18 protein-coding genes are annotated in these 23595 nt (G+C 67.4%); 10 read left to right on the top strand and 8 right to left on the bottom strand.

What is annotated here, in order from left to right:
• Positions 1 to 79: 79 nt before the first annotated feature.
• Complete coding sequence (gene glf, locus ACIGCK_RS08945; RefSeq protein WP_396665469.1) at positions 80 to 1216, bottom strand: UDP-galactopyranose mutase; 1137 nt, start codon at positions 1214 to 1216, stop codon at positions 80 to 82.
• Between the two features lie 118 nt (positions 1217 to 1334).
• Between glf and ACIGCK_RS08940 the strand changes: the two genes are divergently transcribed.
• Genes ACIGCK_RS08940 through ACIGCK_RS08910 form a run of 7 tightly spaced genes read left to right on the top strand, consistent with a single transcriptional unit; the run spans position 1335 to position 11118 of the window.
• Entirely contained in the window at positions 1335 to 3308 is a 1974-nt protein-coding gene (locus ACIGCK_RS08940) for a DUF6541 family protein (RefSeq protein ID WP_396665467.1), read from the top strand.
• Between the two features lie 11 nt (positions 3309 to 3319).
• Positions 3320 to 4519, top strand: coding sequence for a glycosyltransferase family 4 protein (locus ACIGCK_RS08935; RefSeq protein ID WP_396665466.1), 1200 nt, complete (start codon positions 3320 to 3322; stop codon positions 4517 to 4519).
• Positions 4503 to 5702, top strand: coding sequence for a glycosyltransferase family 2 protein (locus ACIGCK_RS08930; RefSeq protein ID WP_330169954.1), 1200 nt, complete (start codon positions 4503 to 4505; stop codon positions 5700 to 5702). Before ACIGCK_RS08935 ends, ACIGCK_RS08930 begins: the two co-directional genes overlap by 17 nt.
• A gap of 4 nt (positions 5703 to 5706) precedes the next feature.
• On the top strand, positions 5707 to 6825 hold the full coding sequence (locus ACIGCK_RS08925; protein WP_330169955.1) for a glycosyltransferase family 1 protein: 1119 nt from the start codon (positions 5707 to 5709) through the stop codon (positions 6823 to 6825).
• Positions 6822 to 8066: a hypothetical protein gene (locus ACIGCK_RS08920; RefSeq protein ID WP_330169956.1), complete on the top strand. Its 1245-nt coding sequence runs from the start codon at positions 6822 to 6824 to the stop codon at positions 8064 to 8066. Before ACIGCK_RS08925 ends, ACIGCK_RS08920 begins: the two co-directional genes overlap by 4 nt.
• On the top strand, positions 8063 to 8962 hold the full coding sequence (locus ACIGCK_RS08915) for a glycosyltransferase family 2 protein (RefSeq protein WP_396665463.1): 900 nt from the start codon (positions 8063 to 8065) through the stop codon (positions 8960 to 8962). The genes ACIGCK_RS08920 and ACIGCK_RS08915 overlap by 4 nt, the downstream gene beginning before the upstream one ends.
• Complete coding sequence (locus ACIGCK_RS08910; protein WP_396665462.1) at positions 8959 to 11118, top strand: glycosyltransferase; 2160 nt, start codon at positions 8959 to 8961, stop codon at positions 11116 to 11118. The genes ACIGCK_RS08915 and ACIGCK_RS08910 overlap by 4 nt, the downstream gene beginning before the upstream one ends.
• A gap of 8 nt (positions 11119 to 11126) precedes the next feature.
• Here the strand turns inward: ACIGCK_RS08910 and ACIGCK_RS08905 are convergent, their stop codons facing one another.
• From ACIGCK_RS08905 to rfbA, 3 genes are all read right to left on the bottom strand, one after another.
• Positions 11127 to 13064 (bottom strand): rhamnan synthesis F family protein, encoded by a 1938-nt coding sequence (locus ACIGCK_RS08905; protein ID WP_396665460.1) that lies wholly within the window; start codon positions 13062 to 13064, stop codon positions 11127 to 11129.
• Complete coding sequence (locus ACIGCK_RS08900) at positions 13051 to 14949, bottom strand: rhamnan synthesis F family protein (RefSeq protein WP_396665458.1); 1899 nt, start codon at positions 14947 to 14949, stop codon at positions 13051 to 13053. Before ACIGCK_RS08900 ends, ACIGCK_RS08905 begins: the two co-directional genes overlap by 14 nt.
• Before the next feature lie 78 nt (positions 14950 to 15027).
• A complete protein-coding gene (gene rfbA, locus ACIGCK_RS08895) occupies positions 15028 to 15900 on the bottom strand; it encodes a glucose-1-phosphate thymidylyltransferase RfbA (protein ID WP_396665456.1) in 873 nt (290 codons plus the stop codon).
• A gap of 79 nt (positions 15901 to 15979) precedes the next feature.
• On the opposite strand from rfbA, the gene rfbB reads away from it, so the two are divergent.
• The 3 genes from rfbB to ACIGCK_RS08880 are packed head-to-tail and all read left to right on the top strand — an operon-like array spanning position 15980 to position 18845.
• The gene (gene rfbB / locus ACIGCK_RS08890; protein ID WP_396665454.1) at positions 15980 to 16978 is read left to right on the top strand and encodes a dTDP-glucose 4,6-dehydratase; all 999 of its coding nucleotides are present in this window, start codon (positions 15980 to 15982) and stop codon (positions 16976 to 16978) included.
• Positions 16975 to 18393: a sugar nucleotide-binding protein gene (locus ACIGCK_RS08885; RefSeq protein ID WP_396665453.1), complete on the top strand. Its 1419-nt coding sequence runs from the start codon at positions 16975 to 16977 to the stop codon at positions 18391 to 18393. Before rfbB ends, ACIGCK_RS08885 begins: the two co-directional genes overlap by 4 nt.
• The gene (locus tag ACIGCK_RS08880) at positions 18390 to 18845 is read left to right on the top strand and encodes a GtrA family protein (RefSeq protein WP_396665452.1); all 456 of its coding nucleotides are present in this window, start codon (positions 18390 to 18392) and stop codon (positions 18843 to 18845) included. The genes ACIGCK_RS08885 and ACIGCK_RS08880 overlap by 4 nt, the downstream gene beginning before the upstream one ends.
• Here the strand turns inward: ACIGCK_RS08880 and ACIGCK_RS08875 are convergent.
• The 4 genes from ACIGCK_RS08875 to ACIGCK_RS08860 are packed head-to-tail and all read right to left on the bottom strand — an operon-like array spanning position 18812 to position 23391.
• Complete coding sequence (locus ACIGCK_RS08875) at positions 18812 to 19222, bottom strand: DUF2304 domain-containing protein (protein ID WP_396665450.1); 411 nt, start codon at positions 19220 to 19222, stop codon at positions 18812 to 18814. The two genes, ACIGCK_RS08880 and ACIGCK_RS08875, sit on opposite strands and share 34 nt — an antisense overlap.
• The gene (locus tag ACIGCK_RS08870; RefSeq protein ID WP_396665448.1) at positions 19219 to 19947 is read right to left on the bottom strand and encodes a glycosyltransferase family 2 protein; all 729 of its coding nucleotides are present in this window, start codon (positions 19945 to 19947) and stop codon (positions 19219 to 19221) included. The genes ACIGCK_RS08875 and ACIGCK_RS08870 overlap by 4 nt, the downstream gene beginning before the upstream one ends.
• Entirely contained in the window at positions 19944 to 21437 is a 1494-nt protein-coding gene (locus ACIGCK_RS08865) for a DUF2142 domain-containing protein (protein ID WP_396665446.1), read from the bottom strand. The genes ACIGCK_RS08870 and ACIGCK_RS08865 overlap by 4 nt, the downstream gene beginning before the upstream one ends.
• Before the next feature lie 43 nt (positions 21438 to 21480).
• Entirely contained in the window at positions 21481 to 23391 is a 1911-nt protein-coding gene (locus ACIGCK_RS08860; protein WP_396665445.1) for a hypothetical protein, read from the bottom strand.
• Positions 23392 to 23595: the final 204 nt, after the last annotated feature.

Raw genomic sequence — 23595 nt, 5'->3', positions numbered from 1 at the left:
CGGGGTCCATTCCGTCATTGCCAGGAGAAGCAGAGAACAACCTACCGGCGCGCACCTGGGCGTCCGCCGAGGCGCGCGCTCAGGCGAGCTGGTTGTTCCACATCGACAGCGCGGCACCGATCGCCATGTGCATGTCGAGGTACTGGTAGGTGCCGAGGCGTCCGCCGAACTGCACGTCCTTCTCCCCCTTCGCCAGGTCGCGGTAGGCCAGCAGGCCCGCGCGGTCCTGCGGAGTGTTGACGGGGTAGTACGGTTCGTCGTCTCGCGTGGCGAAGCGGGAGTATTCACGCATGATGACGGTCCGGTCGGCGGGATAGCGATCGGCGCGCTCGGGATGGAAGTGCTTGAACTCATGGATGCGCGTGTACGGCACGCCGGCATCCGCGTAGTTCATGACGCTCGTGCCCTGGTAGTCGCCGACGTCGAGCACCTCTTCCTCGAAGTCGAGGGTGCGCCACGACAGAGCGCCCTCGGCGTAGTCGAAGTAACGATCCACGGGTCCGGTGTAGACGACCGGCAGCTGCCCGACCGTGGCCGCCTTGTTGAGCGGCTGCGCGGTGTCGAAGAAGTCGGTGTCGAGCTTCACGTCGATGTTCGGGTGGTCGGCCATCCGCTCCAGCCATGCGGTGTATCCGTCCGTGGGCAGACCCTCCCACGTGTCGTTGAAGTAGCGGTTGTCATACGTGTAGCGCACGGGCAGTCGGCTGATCACCTCGGCCGGCAGGTCCTTCGGGTCGGTCTGCCACTGCTTGGCGGTGTAGTCGCGGATGAACGCCTCGTAGAGGGGGCGGCCGATCAGCGCGATCGCCTTCTCCTCGAGGTTCGCGGCATCCTTCGCGTCGAACTCCCCGGCCAGCTCGTGAACGAGGGCGCGCGCCTCGGTCGGCGAGTACGCCGCCTGGAAGAACTGGTTGATCGTGCCGAGGTTGATCGGGAGCGGATACACGACGCCGTTGTGGTTCGTGTACACGCGGTGCACGTAATCGGTGAAGGTCGTGAAGCGGTTGACGTACTCCCACACCGTGGGGTTCGACGTGTGGAAGAGATGGGCGCCGTAGCGATGCACCTCGATCCCGGTCTGCTCTTCGTCCTCGCTGTAGGCGTTCCCGCCGATGTGGTGGCGACGGTCGATGACCGTGACCTTCCGGCCGGATGCCGCAGCCCGTTCGGCGATGGTGAGGCCGAAGAATCCGGAGCCGACGATGAGCAGATCCATAGCGGTGTCGCTCCTTGAATTCACGAGACGTGGGACGCGGCGCCGTTCACGAACGCCCCCCTCACCCTACCGAGCGCGCGTTGCGGGCTTCTCAGCGGGGCTCGGATACGATGTCAGATTGCTACTGAGGACGACGGACGGGACGCACATGGTCGGGGCATGGTGGGATGCTGTGCCCGCTTTCCTCATCGCGGTGGGCATCCTCGTCGTCCCCGGTGCAGCCGTCGTGGCGGCGGGCTGGGGCGTTCGACGCGTCGGTCCGCTCCTGTTCGCCCCCGCCCTGTCCGTGTCGATCGTCGGCGTGTCCGCGGTGCTCGCCCCGTTGGTGGGCCTTCGCTGGGGACTGCTGCCCGTCGCGGTGGTGGCAGCGGTCGCCGTCGGGATCGCGGGGGCCATCCGACTCATCCGCGAACCCCAGAGGCCCTCAGCCGACCGGACCGCCCTGCGCGTCACGGCGGCGATCGTCGCCCTGGTCGCCTGCGCCGTCATCGGCATCCAGTTCGCCACCGCCTTCGGCGCGCCCGATACGATTGCTCAGCGTTTCGACAACATCGTTCACTTGAATACCGTGCGGTACGCGATCGAGACCGCGAACGCTTCCCCCTTCTCCATCGGCGCGACCTCCGACATCCCGTTCTACCCGAGCGGTTGGCACGCGCCGGCCGCACTGACCGCGGCTCTGTCCGGGGCCTCCGTCCCGATCGTTGTGAACGCGGTGAACCTGGCGATCGTGGCCGTCCTGTGGCCCACGGGCAATCTCGCCCTCGCCGCGCAGCTCTTCCCCGGACGGCGGATCGCGCTCGTCGCCGCGGGAATGCTCGCCACCGGTTTCGGAGCCTTTCCCGCGCTTTTCTACAACTGGGGGGTGCTCTACCCGAACGCCCTCGGCTACGCCCTGATCCCCGCAGCCCTCGCGTCGCTGGTCCTCCTCCGCCACGTCTCAGGTGGCCGGCAGCGTGTCCTGGCGGCGCTGTTGCTGGCGGCCATGATGGTCGGTGTCTTCCTCGCACACCCCAACGCCTTCGTCGCCACCTTCGCCTTCGCCGGCGCGTATCTCGTCGCCGATCTCGTCGTCGTGGCCGTCCGCCGCCGCACCCGGCTCGCGATCGCGCTCGCCGCGGCCGCCCCCGTCATCCTGCTCGCCGCGGGCGCCGCACTGTGGCGCGTCGCCACCACCAACGCCGCGGTATGGGGGTGGACGCCGTGGGAGAGCACGTCCTCGGCCCTCTACCACGCCCTAACGGTGACCCCACGCGGGTACGTGCCGACGGCCGTCATCGCCGTGAGCCTCCTCCTGGGGTTCGTCGCCCTCGTACGGCGCCCACAGCGGATCCCGCTTGCCATGCCGTTCGCCGTCGCGACCCTGCTTTACGTGTTGGCAGCGGGAACGTCGGTCGACAACCCGCTGCGCGCGGTCCTCACCGACCCGTGGTACAGCGACCCGAACAGGCTCGCGGCACTCCTCCCCATAGCGGCCATCCCGATCGCCACGCTCGGCATCACGGATCTGGCCTCGGCCATCCCCCGGTGGACCCGGACGTGGTGGGTGAGCGCGCAGGCCTCTCGCAGGCCGACGGCGTGGGCCAACGCAGGCCTCGTGGCGGCCGGCGCCGTGCTGGCGAGCGCCGCTCTCGGCCCCAACGTGTCGATGGCCCTGGCACAAGTGCACGAGGCTCATCAGTACCGGGACGACGCCCTCCTCCTCACGGCCGAGGAACGCGCCGTGCTCGAGCGTCTCAGCACATACGCCGAACCGGAATCCCTCATCATCGCCAGCCCGCGCACCGGAGCGAACCTCGCCTACGCCTTCACCGGCATACCCGTCACGGAGCCGCACATCTTCGGCCTCCCGGACGGGGACGAGACCTTCCTCGCGCAGAACCTCTCGCGCATCGACGCCGATCCGGCCGTCTGCGCAGCCGTGAGCCGCGTCGGCGTGGACTATGTCGTGGACTTCGGAAGCCGGGATGTCATGGGCACGACCGACCCGGCCGGTCACGGGGGCATTGTGAACCTCGACGAGGGGCAGCACCTCACACTGGTCGATGCAGAGGGACCCGACGCTCGTGTCTTCCGGATCCGAGGATGCTGACGGTGTCCCCCTTGAGCATCGCCATCGCGTACGACTGCCTCTTCCCCGCCACCACCGGAGGCGGGGAGCGGCAGTACCGTGCGTTCGCCGAGGACCTCGTCCGCCGCGGTCATCGTGTCACCTACCTCACTGCCGATTGGGGGTCCGCGGCCGACGATGCTTCCTTCGACGTGGAGAAGGTGTGCGGACGACTTCGTCTCTACGATGAGCGCGGCGTGCGCCGCACTGCCGCCGCCCTCTCGTACGCCTTCGGGCTCTACCGCAGGCTGAGGCGCGACCGTGACCGCTTCGACGCGGTCATCGTGAGCGGGCTGCCCGTCTTCAACGTGTTCGCCGCCCGGATGGCTCTGCGCGGATCCACCACCCGGGTCCTCATCGACTACCTGGAGGTCTGGGGTCGCGCTCAGTGGCAGGAGTACGCGGGCCCGCTGACCGGAACCGTCGGGTGGGTCCTCCAGCGGACCGCGATCGCACTCACACCCGTCGCCACGTGTCACTCGCAGCTCTCCGCGCGGCGACTGCGCGCCGAACGCCTGCGTGGGGAGCTGCTCGTCAGCCCCGGGCTCATCGACAGGGCGCTCGAGGTGACCCCGCGACTCGAACGGACCGACCCGCCCTTCGCCCTCTACGTCGGCCGCCACATTCCCGACAAGCGTGTCGAGCACATCCCCGCCGCCGTGGCAGCGGCGCGACAGAGCGTTCCCGGTCTTCACCTCGTGATCCTCGGTGAGGGGTCGTCCACCCCCGCCGTCCGTCGCGCTATCGATTCCGCAGCGTCCGAGGAATGGACGGACATGCCGGGATTCGTATCGGAGCGGGAACTCCACGACCTCCTCGCCCGCGCAGCATGTCTCGTGCATCCGTCCCGCCGGGAAGGCTACGGCCTCGTCGTCGTCGAGGCCGCCGCCCACGGCACGCCGTCCGTCCTCGTGGCGGACGAGGGCAATGCCGCCACGGAGCTCATCGAACCCGGGGTGAACGGCTACATCGCGGCATCGGTCGAACCGGGTACCCTCGGGGAGGCGATCGTCCGCGCCGTGCGGCAGGGCGACGAGCTCCGGCGCACCACCCGCGCCTGGTACGAAGAGGCCGTGGAAGACCGAACGATCGCGCGCACGGTCGACGCGATCCTCGACGCGATACAACGACCCCATACATCACGCCGGCGCGCGCGCCGCGCAGGAAAGGACCCCGATGGACGGTCTTCCTGAACGGAATTCTCTCGAACTGACCATCCTGATGCCGTGCCTCAACGAGGCGGAGACCCTCGAGGTGTGCATCCGGAAGGCACAGGGATTCCTGGAGCGCACAGGCATCGCCGGTGAGGTCCTCGTCTCCGACAACGGCAGCACCGACGGCTCGCAGCACATCGCGCGTCGTCTGGGCGCCCGTGTCGTACCAGCCAGCCGTCGCGGGTACGGCGCCGCGCTCATCGAGGGCGTCGAGCAGGCCCGCGGCCGCTACATCATCATGGGCGACGCCGACGACAGCTACGACTTCACCTCCCTCGAGCCGTTCGTCGACCGGCTCCGCGGCGGCGCCGACCTCGTGATGGGCAACCGCTTCCGGGGCGGCATCGCAGACGGAGCCATGCCTCCCCTTCACAAGTACCTCGGAAATCCCGTGCTCTCGGGAATCGGCCAGCTCTTCTTCCGTCCGAACATCGGCGACTTCCACTGCGGCCTGCGCGGGTTCAATCGCGACCGCATCGCGGCGCTCGACCTGCAGACGACCGGCATGGAGTTCGCCTCCGAGATGGTCGTCAAGGCCTCGCTCTCCCGCTACCGCATCGAGGAAGTGCCGACGACGCTGAAGAAGGACGGACGCTCTCGACCCCCGCATCTGCGCAGCTGGCACGACGGATGGCGACACCTCCGTTTCCTCCTGCTCTTCTCGCCGCGCTGGCTCTTCATCTACCCCGGTCTCGTCGCCTTCCTCCTCGGAGCCCTGGCCGTCGGCATCCTGGCGGTCGGCCCGGTGCGGATCGGCGACATCGGCTTCGACGTGACGACGATGGTCTACGCGACGGCGCTGTGCGTCATCGGATATCAATCGCTGCTGTTCGCCTGGTTGACCAAGCTCTACGCCACGCAGGAGGCCTTCCTACCCGCGAGCCCCCGCTACCGGTCGATCATCTCGAGGTGGTCGTCGGAGCGCGGCCTGTTGGTCGGTCTCGCGCTCTTCGTCGCGGGCATCCTCGTCGGGATCGTGCAGGTCATCCGCTGGGGCGGCCTGGACTTCGGGGCGCAGGACGCCGCCGAAGTCGTACGGATCGCGCTCCCCAGCGCACTCGGACTCATGCTCGGGTTCCAGACGATCATGATGAGCTTCTTCGCCGGTGTGCTGACGATCCCGCGACGCGAGTCGCCGCCCGAAGCCATCATCGAGTCCTGAGCCCGTGCGGATCGTCGTAGACCTTCTCGGTTACACGGGCGGGCGAGGGGGGACGGAGACCTACGCCCGCGAGCTTCTGCGCCGCCTGCCCGATCGCGTTCCCGAGGCCGATTGGGTTGCGCTCGCCAATGACGTCGGGGCGGAACGCGTGGAGGCCTTCTTCCCCGGGACCGTGCGTGTCTCACGGTCTGTGAGGGACGGAAAGGTCGGCTGGGCGGCCGGCGAGGTCTTCCTGGCGGAACGCACGGCGCGGCGGGTCGGAGGCGACCTGCTGTGGACCCCTCAGAACTTCGGACCCGTCGTGCGGGGGATGCCCCGCGTCGCCACCATCCACGATGTCATCTACGACGAGGTGCGCGGCGCCGCCGCGGAGCGGATCTCCCGCGGGGTCACGTCATGGCTCATGGGAAGATCGGCCCGCACCGCCGACGCGGTCATCACCATCTCGCAGGCCGCACGCCGGTCGATCATCGAGCGTCTGAAGGTCGACCCGAGCCGGATCCGGGTCGTGCACAACGGCGCCAGCGCGCCCCCGCTGCAACCCGGCCCCGACGCGCCGAGCGCGTGGGAGATCCCGGGCCGCCGCTCGGTCGTGCTGAGCGTCGGAAACCGCATGCCCCACAAGAACTTCGACGGTCTGCTCCGAGCCATCGCCGCGATCGACCCTTCGCGGCGCCCGTACACGGTGATCCCCGGCGCGGACCCGAGCAGCGACCCCCTTCGCCCGCTGATCGAGACTCTCGGCCTGCAGGCCGATGTGCTCCTGCCCGGCTGGGTGTCGGACGCGGAGCTGGAGGCCCTGTATGCCGTGGCGGACGTATACGTCTGCCCGTCCCTGGCGGAAGGCTTCGGACTCCCGATCATCGATGCGATGGCACGGGGCTGCCGCGTCGTGGCTCATGACATCCCTGTTCTGCGCGAAGTCGGCGGGGACGTCGCGACGTACGCGGATGCCCGACGGCCCTCCGCGCTGGCCGAAGCGATCCTCGGCGCGACCGGCACCCCACCGTCCGTCGCGGAGAGGAGCCGCGCAGCGGCGCACGCAGCGACGTTCAGCTGGGACAGCGCCGCCGCGGAGACGGCCGAGGTCCTCACCGAGACGTGCACGAGTGCGCGCCGATGAACCCTCCCCCTCCCCTGTGGCGACGGCTTGCCGGCTTCACAATGCTGCCGGCGATCGCCGCGGTGTCGCCCCTCCTGGTTCTCCCCGCCGTCTCACGAAGTGCCGGCCCCGACGGGTGGGCGAGCGCGATCGCCGGCGAGGCGGTCGGAACGTTCGCGGCCATCGCCGTCGCCTACGGGTGGACCACGATAGGTCCCGCACTTGTCGCGATCGCGCCGGATGACCCTGCTCGCGGCACGCTCTACCGAGAGGCGCTGGTCGTACGCCTCCTGACCGCCCTCGTCGTCCTTCCCCTCATGGCCGTGGTCTGTGTGCTGGTCGCATCGCCGGGGTGGGAGCTGCTGGCCGTCCTGATGGGTCTGCAAGGCGCCCTCATCGCACTTTCGTTCACGTGGTTCGCCGTCGGCATCGGTTCGCCCGGAGCGATCGCCGGGTTCGATGCGCTGCCGCGTCTCGGCGTCGCGATCATCGCAGCGATCGCGATCGCGGCGCAGGGGCCGGTCGAGCTCTACCCCGTGGCGGGGATCGTCGTCACCGTCGCGGGGACGGCCCTGTATACGCGACGCATTCTCCGCGACTACCGCGGACGGTGGCCCGCTGCCTCGCGCATCCCCTCGCTCTTCCGCACCGGCGCGCCCGTGGCGCTCAACGATGCCGCGCTCGGCGCCTATTCAGCGGTCCCCACTCCGCTGGTGAACGTTCTCTCGCCGGGGGTCGCCGCCGCCGGCTTCGCCTCCGCCGACAAGTTGCTCAAGCTCGGCACGTTCCTGCCCTACACGCTTGCGAACGCTCTGCAGAGCTGGAGCGCCGAAGTGAGCGGCCCCGCCCGTGCCCGGCGCCTGAAGATCGCGCTGTCGGCCCATGGGGCATTCGGGCTGGCCGGATGGATCGTGCTCGGCGCGGCGGGGGCCGCCGTGAGCGGTCTCCTCTTCGGCGAGCAGGCGGCAGCCTCCACCGACGTCGTCGTCGTGCTGGGCTTCGCCTTCGCGCTGTTCTCGCTGCGTACCTCGATGACGCGCCACGTGCTCTTCCCCGCGGGCGGGGCGCGTACGGTGATGACAGCCACGCTGGTGGGTACGGTCATCGGTGTGCCGGCGATGGTCATCCTGACCATGACCGTAGGTCCCCTGGGCGCCGCGGTCGGCTACGCATTGACAGAACTCATCTCGACGGCTCTGCTGGCGTACCCCACGGCCGTGCACGTACGCCGCACGGAGAAGGAAGGACAGGAGAAGACGTGACCCCGCCTCAGGGCTTGCCCATCTCATTCGTCGTCACGACCCTCGGCCGAGTGGACTCACTCGAGCGTCTGATGCTCTCCCTGGCACCGCAGATGGGCCCCGACGATCAGTTGATCATCGTTGCCCAGGCACACCTGCCCGATGTCGAGGCGCTCGTCGAATCCCGCCGCAACCTCTTTCCCCGTGACATCATCCTCGGGGAGTCCGCCCGGGGTGCGTCCCGAGGGCGGAACGTGGGCGTCGCGATGGCTGATGCCGACCGCGACCGCCTCTTGATGTTCCCGAACGACACGTCGCACTTTCCGGACGGCGCCGTCGAGACGATCCGGCAGGCGATGGGAACCGCGGGGGCGGGCGCCGTGACGGTACGCACTGCCGGCGGCGACCGCTTCTCCCTCCCTTCACCCTCGGCACCCCTGGACTCGCGATCCGTCTGGCGGGTGATCGAGATGGGCCTGATCGTGCGCCTGTCGGTGTTCGCGAACGCCGGGGGTTTCGACGAGCAACTCGGTACCGGCGCCGTGACGCCGTGGCAGGCAGGAGAAGTGACCGACCTCCTCATGCGCATGCTGCGATCGGATCCGGGGCTCGAACGGTCGTTCGTGTGGATTCCCGCCGAGCGTGCATATGTCGGCGGAATCGAGGAGACCCGCGGACTCACCGGCACCGAACGCCGTCGAAAGCTGCGCGCCTACGGCCGCGGCGTCGGCCGGGTGTTCAGCATCCACCCATTCCCCGTCTGGCATCGGGTTCGGTTTCTCGTGGCGGGACTGGTCATCGGCATCCTGCGACGCGACGAGTACGCGCTCGGAGACGGGTTCACGGCGTTCGCGGGCCGGCTCGAGGGCTTGTCAGGGCGAGTCGTCGGCGGTCCTCGGACGGCGGTGACCCGGTGACGGGACGCGACACGCTCCGAGATGCCGTCGTTGCGGCACGATCGACGCTGAGAAGAGCGCGCAATCACGCACTCACACGTCCTCTCGTCGAAGCACTCGACCGGTTCTGGTGGGCCCGGACCATCCGACGCTCGCACCTCGTCGACCTCGACGTCGCGCGGATGCAGGGAGGCTACCGCTCACGAAGAGCCGCCGTTCGAGCCTACGTACGCGGCGGATTCCGCCGCGGCATGGTCATCAACCCCCTTCTGTCCGAGGAGCTCGTAGCGGGCCAGTTCTCAGACGTCGGGCGCGTTCCCGCACTCTATGCGTACCTGGTGAACGACGCCACGCGAATCCGGCTCAGCGTGAACTGGTCGCCCGACCGCGGCGTGCGGGAGGAGGACCCGGGATCATCTCCTGCCCGGCCGCTGGAAGAGGCATGGCGCGAGGGGCGTTCGGGCGGGCGGATGGCGCTCGGCACGGACGGTCTCCGGAGGGACATCCCCTGGAGCGACATACTCCTCGCGGCGCGCGCGGCGGCCGACCGCCGCCGGTTCGTGCAGTTGCAGTCGGCCGGGGATGCACCGTTCACCCTCGTGTTCGAGGTCGGGGACCGCGAAGACGACCTCGCTTACATGCTCGATCAGGTCGTCACTCTCGTGGCCGACACAAGCGCCCGGGTGATCTTCGCGCACCGCGGCACCTCGTTCTCGGCCTGGCTGGACACGACGCTGCTGGCGCTCTGGCTTCCCGGTGTCGAGGTGGTTCGATGGGATTCAGATGTGGTCGACGAGGCTCGAACCTACGCCCCGGTCGTCGTGCGCGGGGCGGGCGCGGAGGTGACGGCAGCTGATCTCGGCGCGCTCGCGGACGCCGCCCGCACCAGGGAATGCGCACCCCTGTGGCTCGCTCCCGATGGGACCATCGTCTCGGCGGGCGTTGTCTTCGACGGCGGCGAGCGGGTCCACCTGCTCGCGGGGCACCCTTCGGAGGATGCGTCCGTCCTACCGGAGTCGACCGAGGTCGCTCGGATCGTCGGCACCACCTACGGGGCGCCGCGCACGGGTCATGTCGGGTCAGCGCCCACGACGCTGACACGCGTCCGGGTGTTCGCCGCCGGGCAGCCACCCGCCGAAGCCCCACCCGGCCGCCACCCGACGGGGCCGGATGTTCGCTCGCTGCTCGCACCCGCCTTCGTCCTCGGCCGACGAGGACAAGCGGGCCCCGCGCTCGTCCGAACCTCGTCTGAGCACACCCTGGCGGATGGGACGGTCGTACCGCGCTTGCGCTGGGCCATCAAGACCGCCGCACCGGCGGGGCGAAACGCCGAGTACTGGGGAGACACTCACTTCGCGAGAGGAATCGCCGCGGCGCTCAGACGACTGGGGCAGGAGGTCGTCGTGGACTCGTACGCCGCTCGGGCGCGGCGCAGTGCGTACCTGGACGACGTCGAACTCGCCCTGCGCGGCCCGGAGCCCTTCGACGCACCCCGCGCACCTCACTCCATACTGTGGATCATCAGCCACCCGGACGAGGTGACCCACCAGGAGGTCGCGGCCTTCGACCATGTCTTCGCGGCATCGCATTCGTGGGCGGAGTCGGCGACGCGCAGCTTCGGTCGGCGGATCGAACCGCTGCTCCAGTGCACGGACCCGCGGCGGTTCGCACCGTCGGGAATCGCGCGCACCTCGGAGATCGTCTTCGTCGGAACGGCGCGGGGAATAATCCGCCCCTCCGTCGTCGAGCCGATCCGTGCCGGGATTCCCGTCTCGGTCTATGGGCCCGACTGGACCGGGTACATCCCCGCCGCCAACGTCCGGTCTCGCAGCATCCCGAACGATCTGCTGCCCCGCGTATACGAGTCGGCCGGAGTCGTGCTGAACGATCACTGGCCGGCGATGAAGCGTGCCGGATTCGTATCGAACCGTCTCTTCGATGTCGTTGCGGCGGGCGGACGAGCGGTGAGCGACGAGGTCGCCGGAATCACAGACCTCTTCGGGGGCGCGGTCGTGACCTATCAGCGGATACCGGAGCTCCTGAGCATCCTGCGGGAGGATCTCTCCACGGTCTTCCCGAATGCGGAGCGCTTGGCCGCGATCAGCGAGAGCATCCGTCGAGACCACAGCTTCGACGCGCGGGCGTCCGAGATGCTCTCCCGGGTTCTCGAACGCTGAAGGCGCCCTCAGCGCCGATGGAACCAGGTCCGTGGGTGGCGAAGTCGCCAGAATGCGCTGCGCACGCGTTCCGTACGGTCGTACATCGACAACAGGCGAACTTCCTCGTCCGGCCGGTGGAGACGCGCGTAGATACCGATGAAATCGCGGGTCGTTCCGTACTCGAAGTCGCCCGCGCGCTTGAGGAACTCGATCTGATGCATCGTCGATTCGGGCATGGTCGCCGACATCTGGTCGACGTTGTAATCCAGGGCCGTGTAGCTCGCGGCGACGTAGTCCGCACAGGCGATCGTGCGGGAATGGAAGCCCCGTTCGCCCGCAGCGTAGACCGGGAGCCGTTCCAGCACATGGGCCAGTCCACCGTCGACGTATGCCTCGGCTCCTCCGAACTTCTCGTACGTCCACCCCGCGTCGACGAGCAATGCAAGCGCTTCGGGGCGTGCGAAGAACATCGATCCGTAGGGAGCCAGCGGGCTCACCTCGTCGAGCGGCACGGCGATCCCCAGCCCGGCGGCGAGTTCCTCGACGCCGGGCCGGTTCTGCCACCACGCGTGACCCAGAGTCGGATGTCCGAGGTGCACCATCGGGGGGAAGGCCAGGCCGAGTCCCGGCTCCCTCTGGAACAGTGCGAGCGCGTTGGCGACATAGTTCGCGCTGTGCAGCAGGTTCTCGAACTGCTGGCGCTTGAAGTGCCGCCCGACGGCGAACCCGTCCTGAGGGGTCTTCTTGCTGTGGACCTTCAGAACGACGTCGTAGTCGCCGCTCGTCAGGATGTCGCGACAGCCGATGTAGAAGGCCGCCTGATCCCTGCCGTTGTTCGACTCCACGACTCGGACCTCGGCGGCGCCTGGCAGCGAGCGCTCGGTCAAGATTCGCCTGATCGCAGTGGCGCGCTCCTCATCGGGCGTCGTGATGACCAGGTCGTAGCTTCCCGGCAGGAACCCGACGCGCTCGAGGATCTCTTCGGTCATGTCGACGTAGAAGACATGGGCGAGGACCACCACACGCAGGGCTCGTTCTGGATCGTACGTGGAATCGGCATCGCTGAGCACATCGAAGAGAGCCGCGTCGGCATTGAGCGTCCGCGGCTCGACGTTCCGAGCGAGGTCCTGGTAGATCAACTCCATGGGGTAGCCGTATCGCTCGGCCGCCTGCAGGGTCCACTTGCCTACGACGGCGAGGCGGTCCATGAACGGCGGCCATTGGAAGAACGGACGGCGCTTCAGCGTCGGGCATCCGGCATCCAGAAGCTGTTCGGCATAGAGGACGGCGTGGTTCTCGATCTTGTCGGTGAGCGTAGGGAAGGCCACTTCGCCCGAGAAGCCGAGCTCGACGAACCGCTCCGTGAAGACCGCCTCATGCTTGGCTACGGCGTCGGAGTACGTGGTCAGCGGAGGAAGCTCACGCCAGTACTGCTCCCATTCGGGAGAGAGGAACATGTCCTTGCGGACGGCCATCCAATAGGACTGCAGGTGGTAGGCGAGGTGGTCCGAGTCTGTGAACGGGTTGGGCTCCACGCGTAGGTGGTCCGTCATCCCCCAGAAATGCAGCGGTCTCTTGTCCATCCGCTCGAAGAGGGGGCCGAACGGTCGCACCGGGCCGAACCACGTGTCGTTCGCGAGGACGACCTCGTCGAAATCCGCGATCCTCGGTCCGAGAAGATCGAGCCCGTGCTTGTACCCCCAGATGTCGTAGCCGACGTTCTCCCGTTCGCTGAGGATGTCCGAGACCGTTTCGAGCGTGCGACGACCCCGGTCGGTCAGGTTCCCATTGACGACGACGATGATGTGGTCGCAATGTTCGCGAAGCTTTTCGAGCGCGTAGGGGATGTATGCCTCCACGTCGCCTCGCGTGTCGTACACGACATACACGAGGGCGCGGCGCCCCCCTGCCGGGTACGGCCGGCTCGAGCGCTGGTGGGAAGTGACCAGTTCAGCGGTCTTCACGGCTCTCGGTCCTCACTCGTCTTGCACGGACCACGCTCGCGCGGACGCCCCGCCGGGCCATCGCGACGAGCGGGAAGATGCGCAGCCCGACTCGGTAGAGCGGCGCCGTTCGGCGCGCAATACGAGGATGATTCAGGCGTAGGTACATGCGCGTCAGCGCGACCACTCCCCCGTACCCCGTCCACCCGGCCCGGTGGAGGAGCTGAATCTGCTCGACGGGCCAGCCACGCGTGGTCGAGAGCAGCTGGTCCGCCTTGTACTCCAGGGCCGAGTATGAGATCGAGGCATGCTCAGACGTCAGGATCGTGCGCATGTGGTAGCCGTCCTGGGCGGCGGCGAGGGGCAACAGCCGCTCCTGCAGACGCCCGAGTCGCTCTCCCATTCCACGGCGGTCGTAATCTCGATGCGACCACGTATGCGAGGCCAATCGGCGCAGCGCATCCGGTCGCGCGATCCACATGCCTCCGTACGGCGCAAGAGGAGAGACTCGGTCGAGCGGGACGGTGATGCCCAGCTTCGCTGCAAGGGTCGCCGCCTGATCGCGCAGGCCCGCCCACCCCTTGCCCATCGTCCCGTAGCCGATATGCATCATCGGGGGGAACACGGCACCGAGCTGGGGCTCGTCTCGGAACAGGTCGATCGCGTTGCGCACATAACCCTCCGTCTCGAGCAGATTCTCCAGCTGATACCGGCGGAAGTACCTCAGCGCGTTCATGGTCTTGTGGGGAGCGGCACGGGCGTGGACCTTCAGGAGCAGGTCGTACTCGCCTCCGAGCACGATGTCGCGGCAGCCCACGAACAGGTCGCTCATGTCCCGGCCCGGGCTCTTCGGCGTCACCCGCACCTCGAGCCTGCGCAACCGAGGGCTTTCCCTGGCTTCGATCAGCCGCTGGAGGCGCGCCGCATCGAGCCCGTTCCCCGTGGTGACCACCAGGTCGTAGCCGGGGGGCAGATTGTCCACCTTCCCGAACAGATCCTCCGCGCCGGGGAGGTCTGAGACATGAGCCAGGACCACGATCCGCAGCGCCGATTCCGACTGCTTCTGCCCGGCTGAATCCGGGAGCACCTCGAGCATCCCACCGACGGTGTTCAACGCCTTTGGCGGGACGCTGCCGACGAGCCCGTCCCAGATGAGGTCGCTCGGATAACCGGCGGCCTCGGCCGCGGCGACGATCTCCCGGCCGACGACGGCGAAGCGATCGAGGTAGGGCGGATAGAGGCGAAAGGGCAACCGGGACAGCAGAGGACAGCCCGCCTCGAGGAGCGCGTCCGGCACGAAGACACTCGGATCGGCATGAATGCGGTCCCCGATGTCGAACGCGATCCCCACGGACCGCCCCGACTCGGACAGACGTTCGTAAAGCTCCCGCTCGCGCTCGGTCGGGGGGACGCCGTCTGCTGCCCAAAAGCGCTCCCACAGCGGCGACCGCACCACATCCGTACGGACACTCGTCCAGAGCCACGGCGCGTCGGGGCGGGGGAAGCCCTCGTCCGCGAACTCCTCCGGCGGCGTGGATCCCATGCGCACCATCTGCCAACTGTCGTGCCCTCGCGCGGTCATACGATCGATCGTCGCCCCGAGGTCGCCCGCCGGGCCGAACCAGGAATCGCCGGTGAGCACGACTTCGTCATAGCCCGACAGATCCGTGATTCGTGCGACCATCGCACCATAATCGGCCGCCGACTCCGTCGACGGCCGCTGCACGACGGAGTCAGCCAACGAGGCCAACGCCTCTCGAACCTCGCCGGGGGTCTCATCCGCAACGAAGACCCACACTGTCGCCGACGACGACAACGCCTGCAGAGCGGTGACGACGTATCGGGGTAGCCGCGACAGAACCCCTTCGACCGAGTACACGACGATGCGCTCGTGGGGGCGACTCACGGGGCTCGTTGTCATTCCCTGCGAACTCCGATCACGACGTCGTCCGGCCCTCACCGGCCGTTCAACTCTACCCCGCGGTCACCGCGTGCCCTGCTGAAGCGCCTTCAGCAGGTAGGCACCATAGCCGCTCTTGCTTAGTTCAGCCGCGCGGGCCCGAAGTTCGTCGTCCGTCAGGAAGCCGAGGCGCCAGGCGACCTCTTCGGGACACCCGATCGACAGTCCCTGACGCTTCTCGACGGTGCGGATGAAGTCGGTGGCTTCCGCCAGCGAGTCGAATGTGCCCGTGTCGAGCCATGCCGTACCCCGCGGAAGGATCTCGACCTTGAGGGTGCCGCGGTCGAGGTACGCCTTGTTCACATCGGTGATCTCGAGCTCGCCGCGCGGCGACGGTCGGAGGTTCTTCGCGATCTCCACGACATCGTTGTCGTAGAAGTAAAGCCCCGGCACCGCGTAGTTGCTCTTGGGCTGCGCGGGCTTCTCCTCGAGGGAGACGACGCGACCGTCGTCGGCGAACTCGACGACCCCGTACGCCGTGGGGTCATCGACCCAGTACCCGAAGACGACACCACCCTCGAGCGTGCTGTACTGGCGGAGTCGGGTGCCCATCCCCTGCCCGTAGAAGATGTTGTCCCCCAGCACGAGCGCGACGGAGTCGTTGCCGATGTGCGACTCGCCCAGGATGAACGCCTGCGCGAGCCCGTCCGGAGACGGCTGCGACACATAGCTGATGGATACCCCGAACCGCGATCCATCACCCAGGAGCCGCTGGAACTGCTCCGCATCCTGCGGTGTCGTGATCACCAGGATGTCTTGAATTCCCGCCAGTATCAGCGTGGAGAGCGGGTAGTAGATCATGGGCTTGTCATAAACGGGCACCAACTGCTTGGAGATGCCCTGGGTGATGGGGTGAAGCCGGGAGCCCGTGCCGCCGGCGAGGATGATGCCACGCATGACCACAAGTTTCGACCATACGCAGCCCCCGGCAAAACGCTCGCAGGGGAGATCGGGCGACGGCCGATAATCTGGAGCAATGTCAAAGCTTCTCGTGACCGGCGGTGCCGGATTCATCGGATCGAATTTCGTGCACCACGTGGTATCCCACACCGACCACCACGTCACGGTCCTCGACAAGCTGACTTACGCCGGCAACCGCGAGTCGCTCGCCGGTCTTCCGCAGTCGCGCGTTCGCTTCGTGCAGGGCGACATCGCCGAACCGGCGGTCGTCGACGACCTGATGGCATCGGTGGATGCCGTTGTCCACTACGCCGCCGAGTCCCACAACGACAACTCTCTGGACGACCCTCGACCTTTCCTCGATACCAACATCATCGGCACGTACACCCTTCTCGAGGCTGCGCGCCGTCATGGCACTCGCTTCCACCACATCTCGACGGACGAGGTGTACGGCGATCTCGAGCTCGACGATCCCTCCCGCTTCACCGAGACGACGCCGTACAACCCCTCGTCCCCTTACTCGTCGACGAAGGCGGGGAGCGATCTCCTCGTCCGCGCGTGGGTGCGCTCGTTCGGCGTACGGGCCACCATCTCGAACTGCTCGAACAACTACGGTCCTTACCAGCACGTCGAGAAGTTCATCCCGCGTCAGATCACGAATGTCATCCGCGGCATCCGCCCCAAGCTCTACGGAAAGGGTGAGAACGTTCGCGACTGGATCCACGCCGACGATCACTCCTCTGCCGTGTTGACCATCCTCGAGAAGGGCAGGATCGGCGACACCTACCTGATCGGTGCGGACGGAGAGAAGAACAACAAGGACGTGGTCGAACTGATCCTCGGTCTCATGGGCGAGCCGACGGACGCGTACGACCACGTGACCGACCGGGCCGGGCACGATCTGCGGTATGCCATCGACTCGAGCAAGCTGCGCAACGAGCTGGGGTGGCAGCCCCAGTATCGCGACTTCGAGGAGGGGCTCGCCGCGACGATCGACTGGTATCGCGACAACGAGCCGTGGTGGGCGGGCGCGAAGGACGCCACCGAGGCCTTCTACACGGCGAAGGGTCAGTGAACGTGGCCGAATACGGGAAACCGCTGCAGCGCACGGAAACCCCCATCCCCGGCCTCACGGTCTGGGACATTCCGGTCCACGGCGACAACCGCGGCTGGTTCAAGGAGAACTGGCAGCGCGAGAAGATGGTCGCCGCCGGGCTGCCGGATTTCGCTCCCGTCCAGAACAACGTGTCCTTCAACGAAAGCGTGGGAACGACGCGAGGACTGCACGCCGAGCCGTGGGACAAGTGGGTATCCGTCGCGACCGGTCGTGTCTTCGGCGCATGGGTCGATCTCCGCGAGGGCCCGAGTTTCGGCACGAGCTTCACGGTCGAGATCGATCCGTCGGTCGCCGTCTTCGTACCGCGCGGTGTCGCCAACGGCTTCCAGACGCTCGAGCCGAACACGGCGTACAGCTATCTCGTGAACGACCACTGGTCTCCCGACGCGTCGTACGCGTTCGTAAACGTCGCCGACCCCGCCGCCGCCATCGAGTGGCCGATCCCGCTGTCGGATGCGATCCTCTCCGAGAAGGACCGCGATCACCCAGCGCTCGATGCGGCCCTGAGTGTGCAGCCGAAGCGGATGCTCGTCGTCGGGGCGGGCGGGCAGCTGGGCCAAGCGCTGCGGGAGGCGTACCGGGGCGACGACACGGTCGAGTTCGCCGAGCGGGAGGAGCTGCCACTGGATGCGGCGTCGTTGTGGTCGGCTCGCCGATGGAACGACTACTCCACCATCGTCAATGCCGCGGCCTACACGGCCGTCGACGCGGCGGAGAGCGCCGACGGCCGCGCCCAGGCATGGGCGACGAACGCCTCGGCGGTGGCTGAGCTGGCACGCATCGCGCAGGCTCACGCGATCACGCTCGTCCATGTATCCAGCGACTACGTCTTCGACGGCTCGTCGACGCGACCCTACCGAGAGGACGATCAGCTCAGCCCGCTCGGCGTCTATGGTCAGAGCAAGGCGGCCGGAGACATCGCCTGCCGCCTCGCGGAACGCCACTACATCGTCCGCACCTCGTGGGTGATCGGGTCGGGCCGCAACTTCGTCTCGACGATGCGGTCGCTCGCGGAGAAGGGTGTCGACCCGCGCGTCGTCGACGACCAGCTCGGACGACTGACATTCACCACCGAGATCGCCCGCGGCATCCGGCACCTGCTCGAGGTGGGTGCGCCGTTCGGCACGTACAACCTGACAGGCGCAGGACCGGTGCGGAGCTGGGCTGACATCGCCCGCGAGGTCTTCGCAGCGACCGGCCACTCCCCCGATCGCATCACGGGCGTCAGCACCGCCGACTACTTCGCTTCGGCGACGGCACCTGTGGCCCCCCGCCCCTCGAACAGCACGCTGGACACGAGCAAGATCGAGGCCACGGGTTTCGTCCCCGCCGACGCGCTCGAGAGCCTGCACGCCTACCTGCGCAACCGGTGAGCGTCCCTCTTCCGCCCGATGACGGGTCTGCGTCGGCACGACGTCGCGGCCTCGGCCGCGTGCTCGGCCTCTGGTCGCTCGGTCCCGTCCGTTACCTGGTCGTCGGAGTGGGCGCGTTCCTCATCGACATCGGTCTCCTCTTCGTGCTCTACGAGCTCGTGGGGATCCCGTTGGCCGTGAGTACCCCTGTCGCGTTCCTCCTGAGCTTCGCGATCACCTTCCTGATGCAGCGTGCGTTCGCCTTCGAGTCGGGCGGTCGCCTGGTGTCCAGTGCGGTTCGATACGGCTTGCTGGTCGCGGCGAACACTGTCGCGACGACGCTCATCGTGACCGCCGGCGCCGCGTGGGGCCTGCCGTGGGAGTTCGCCAAGGTGATCGCGGTGGCATCGACGACGGTGTGGAACTACTTCGCCTACCGCTACTGGATCTTCCGCCCGTCCTCGGCGTCCTGATCGCCCTGATCCGTCGGACGATGGGATGCCGCCGGGAGCTGGGAGATCACGGCATCGAGATCCGCGCGGAGAATGGCGGTCTCCTCCGCCAACCGCCGGATCTCATCCTCGGCCCGTGAGAGCTCCCAGGAGAGGTGGAGCGCGACGCCCACGAGAAGGACGATCGCCATCGCGAAGAGGAGGTTTGCGGGAACCTGCACGCCGAGGAGGCGTGTCATTCCCACGAGCAGGCCGGGGAAGAGCGAGATCACGAGCAACGAGATCCCGATGACCAACCAGAGTGTGGCGTACTTCTCGCGGAGCTGGCGTCGAAGCAATAGCACGACGATGAACGCCAGGACGAGGATGGCGAAACTGATACCTGCGGCGACGATCATGCGGGCGAATCCTCCGCTCGGCGACGGCCACGCATGAGCGCCAGGCCTAGGGCGAAGGTCGACCGCAGAAGATAGAGCGCCGCACCGAAGGGATTCTGGCTCGGTCTTCCGAAGGCCCGCGGTCTCATGGCGACCGGAACCTGCGTCACCGTCAGCCCGGAATGCAACGCGCTCACGAGGGAATCAACGGTGTCTCCCAGGTACTCGGCCGGGTAATAGTGGACATACTGAGCGATCGCTCGGGCGTTGGCCGCACGGAACCCGCTCGTCACATCCGTCAGGCGCGTCTTGGCGATGCGGGAGAGGACGGACGCGAGAAGCTTCATGGCCCACCTCCGCGGACCCGTGGCGACGTACTCGCCGACCTCTGCGAACCGCGCGCCGATGGAGATGTCCGCGACGTCGAGCCCCGCCAGCACGGCATCGATGTCCTGCGGGTTGTGCTGGCCGTCTGCATCCACCTGGATGGCCCGAGAGTATCCGTGACGCTGCGCGAAGGTGAATCCCGTGCGCATCGCTCCGCCGACACCCATGTTGAACGGCAGGATCAGCACGCGGGCACCAGCGGCCCGTGCGATGGCAGCCGTGTCATCCGTCGAGCCGTCGTCGACGACAAGAACGTCATACCCCGGTGAGTGCCCGAGGATCTCGCGCACGGTATTGCCGACGTTCTGCGCTTCGTTCCACGCGGGCACGATGACGAGCGTCCGCGGAACGGCGGTCACCGCTCGACCCCCTGGGTTCGCTCCTCCGGCAGGCTGACCGTTCTGGTAGCGGTTTCACCGACGCGACCCACCTGCCATGCCAGGAAGATGAGCAGGGTGGCCGCGCACACCGAACCGATTATCCACACGGTGAGGGGCGAGGCAACGCCCGACCACCACCACTCGGCGTCCGCCCCGGGATCAACTGCCGCGTCCTCCAGACCGGTCGTGTAGCGGCGGATGTTGATGTGCAGGGAAACGGCGGTGGCGACAGTGAGTAGTGCCGCCGCGAGATATGCTCGCCCCCCGGCCCACCACTCGGAAGATCGCGCCGTCGCGGCGCTGACGCCGAGAAGGATGATCAGCAGGGGCAGAATGTACCGCGGTTGCACCTGCAGGCCGACAACGGCGTTGGTTTGAGCGAGCAGCACGAAGGGAACGACCACGAGGGCAGCGCCTGCGAATGCGGTCGCAAGTCCGCGGCGCAGCCTTAGCCCCCTGATGGCGAGGAAGACAGCGGCGCCCATGACGACGGTTGTCGAGACCCAGACGACAGAGGGCATGGGTGTGTCCAACCACCCGAGCCCCCAGCCCCCGATGGCACCGACCCAGAGCGACGGCAACTCGAGCAGGTTGCTCACGTGCTGCGCGGCCGTCAGCGGTGGATCCTCGTTCTGAAGACCATTTACCACGGATGCACTCTGATCCGCTCCCAGGTAGAAGAGCAGTGAGATGACCACGATGACGAGACTCGTCGCCGCAGGGGCGAGCCAGCGGACGCCTCGTCGCCACCCAAGGATCGCCGCGAGCATGACCGCAAAGACAGCGAATGCCGCAGCATCCGCACGCGCACCAGCACCCATCGTCGCTGCGACCAGGCTGACCCCCAGGAGGGCCCAACGCCGACGCGGCGAGGATCCGTACGACGCGGTCAGGGTCACCCACAACGTTGCGGCAGACAGAAGCGCCCATGAAGACGGATTGGTTGAACCGAGCAGAAACAACCCGAGGGGCACCAAAGAGGCGGCGAGGGAAACCGCGAAGGCCGTCCTGAGCCGTTGTGGCAGCAACCAGAAGGTGGTTGTCACTAAGGCGACGGCGATCAACCCATTGATCGCGCGCATCACGAGCACCGATGTCGCCACGTCGGGAGTGGAGAAAGCTGAGAAAAACGCGTAGAAGACCGGTGGATAGACCCCGGTCGCATCCACCCGCTCCGTACGCTGAAGACCTTCACCGAGGTCGACGCATGCACCGCTCTGGTCCACGAGGTAGGTGTAACAACGCGCGCTCGAGATGGCCGACGGCACCTCTCGCGAGGCATCGCTGTTCGTGCCCTCGCACAGGCCCTCCCGCTCGCCCTGCGCGCACCAGATGGAAGCGAGATGGAAATCGTCGTCCGGACTGGACCCTACCGGGGACGATAGGGCCCACGCGAGAATAACGCCGAACAAGAGCGCCGGCGGGACCAAGAGCTTCAAGAGGCGCGAGCGATTGATCGATCTTGGCACTCGCCAAGGCTACCGCGGCGCCGTGAGCTGTCCCGTCTGCCCATCAAGGTACGACGACGCTCGTGCACGAGATCAAGGCGTTAGGGCCCCACGCGTCGTTGATTCCGTACACGCAGACACGCTTCGTGCCGGAGCTCCCAGCGGGGAGCGTGATGTCGAAGCCTCGGGGCAGGCTCGGCCCCCCGAACGCCGCATTGACATCGGCACGCCAGATAGTGGTGTCGGTCGCCTGACCGGCATCGTCGACGTATACGTGCACTGGGGTCGTCTTCGCTGCGTCTCGATCCATGACCCAGCCTGAGACGCGGATTCCCTCTGGCCGAAGAGCAACCATCTCCACGTTGCCGAACGGTGCGGCGGAGGTCGGGCGTTCGTAGACGATGGTCTTGCAGCCCAGGACAGTGTTCATCCCACCAACCGAATCGATGGCATAGACACAGACCGAATGCTCGCCGTCCGGGATGTCGCTGACGAGCGTGTAGCCGTGGGGTTGCCCGTAACTCGCGTACACGCGTCCCACGTCCGGTCGGCGCTGGTCCGCGCGAAGCGCGGTTCCCACGCCGTTGACGTATACGTGCACACTGATGGAGTCGGCGGTATCAGGATCGATAGCCCATCCGGAAACAGTCAGCTTCCCGTCCTTGGCGGAGATCGCATCGACCGCGCCGAACGGCGCGCGCCCCTTCTCCGGCAGCGGCTGGACCGTGACGTCTCGGCAACCCAGGTTGGTGTTCGCTCCGCCAGCGGAATCGATGCCATATGCGCACACCCGGTGCGGCCCGGGAGTCGCGCCGAGCACGATGTCGAAGCCCCGGTTGCCCCCGTGTCGCGGGAAGAGCGTCGCCAGGTCACGTCTGGGCGAGGTTGCGACCATGCTGTAGCCCAAGTCGTCCACATAAAGATGAACGATGCCCGGGTTCGTCGTGTCCGGATCGAAGGACCAGCCCGAAACTCTCACGCCGCCTTCCACGGGCACGACGGCATCCAGCGACCCCAGCGGAGGGCCGGTGACCGGGGTACTCATCGAGCACGACAACAAGGTGTTCTGCCCCACATCGACGTTGATGCCGTACACGCACACGTTGACCTGTTCGCCGGGATTCGCCGGCACTCTCACATCGAACCCGTGAGCCGCCCCCACATCGGGAAACGCTGCAGCCACATCCGGTCTGTCGAGAGATGCGATGAAGGGGATCCCCGCGCTGCCGACATAGACGTGCACCTGAATCGATGCCTTCGTGTCGGGGTCCGCGGCCCAGCCCACTACGCGGAAGCCGCCGGCGATGGGCTCCACCACTTCGACATTGCCAAAAGGCCAGCCCTCGCGGCTCGAGGCGCCGAACCAGTCCGTGTAGAAGTTGACGAAGTTGCGGTTGCCGTAGCTCGAACAGGAATCGCCCATCCCGTACCCCGCTGCGAGAGCCGCGGGGTTCGGCTGGTACGGCGTGTAGTTGTAGAGCGCTGCTGTCGCGTAATTCGAGACGTTGAGGTTCGTCCCGCCGCACGACGTCGACGGGTGATAGCCGATGAAGTGCACTCCCGGCTGACGCGCGAATCGACCTGCCGAGTAGTTCTTGAGCGATGTGGTCCCGGCGAGGATCTGCGGCCCGATCCCGGAATAGGCGGGATCGCACGGTGCGGTGTCGGGGCAGTTCGCGCCCATCGCGAAGTTGAGATTGCGCTCCGTCGGAGTGCGGCCCGTCACGAGGCTCTGCTCCTTCTCCAGCGTCACGATGATCACCTTGGCGGAGATCCCGCACGCCACCTGCACCCGGTAGATCAATTCAGAGATCCGCATCGTTCCGCCCTCGATGGCGTTGCACACGACGTTGCCCGTGCGATGCGAGACGACCGCCGCTCGCGAGGAGATGCTCGCCGTTCCCGTGTTGATGCACCGGGTGTTGGTGCACCGGTTCCTGTCGTCGAGGAACCGCTGGATCTCTGCCGCCGTCATCGCCGCGCCGTCGTAGAAGAGCGCGTCATCGATGAGGTTCTCGGGGTTGAAGCCCGCGAGCGTCGCCGGCTTGATCTGAGTGTCGGCGCTCGCCGCCGCGAGCGCATCCGCGCCGGAGGGCGCCGCGACGGCGGCGGGCACGACCCCGCCGGCGGTGAGGACGAATGCGACGACGGCTGCGAGAACGATCCTCAGCCCGTCGAC

It is taken from the genome of Microbacterium sp. NPDC078428, assembly GCF_044542535.1.
GTDB lineage: Bacteria > Actinomycetota > Actinomycetes > Actinomycetales > Microbacteriaceae > Microbacterium > Microbacterium limosum.
Note: the sequence above shows the minus strand (reverse complement) of the source record. Positions and strands in the feature narration are given on the sequence as shown.

Bases quoted from the DNA above. Each gene is read 5' to 3' on its own strand.
- glf (WP_396665469.1), bottom strand. From the start codon at position 1,216: ATGGATCTGCTCATCGTCGGCTCCGGATTCTTCGGCCTCACCATCGCC.
- ACIGCK_RS08930 (WP_330169954.1), top strand. From the start codon at position 4,503: ATGGACGGTCTTCCTGAACGGAATTCTCTCGAACTGACCATCCTGATG.
- ACIGCK_RS08920 (WP_330169956.1), top strand. From the start codon at position 6,822: ATGAACCCTCCCCCTCCCCTGTGGCGACGGCTTGCCGGCTTCACAATG.
- rfbA (WP_396665456.1), bottom strand. From the start codon at position 15,900: ATGCGTGGCATCATCCTCGCCGGCGGCACGGGCTCCCGGCTTCACCCC.
- rfbB (WP_396665454.1), top strand. From the start codon at position 15,980: ATGTCAAAGCTTCTCGTGACCGGCGGTGCCGGATTCATCGGATCGAAT.
- ACIGCK_RS08875 (WP_396665450.1), bottom strand. From the start codon at position 19,222: ATGATCGTCGCCGCAGGTATCAGTTTCGCCATCCTCGTCCTGGCGTTC.
- ACIGCK_RS08860 (WP_396665445.1), bottom strand. From the start codon at position 23,391: ATGACGGCGGCAGAGATCCAGCGGTTCCTCGACGACAGGAACCGGTGC.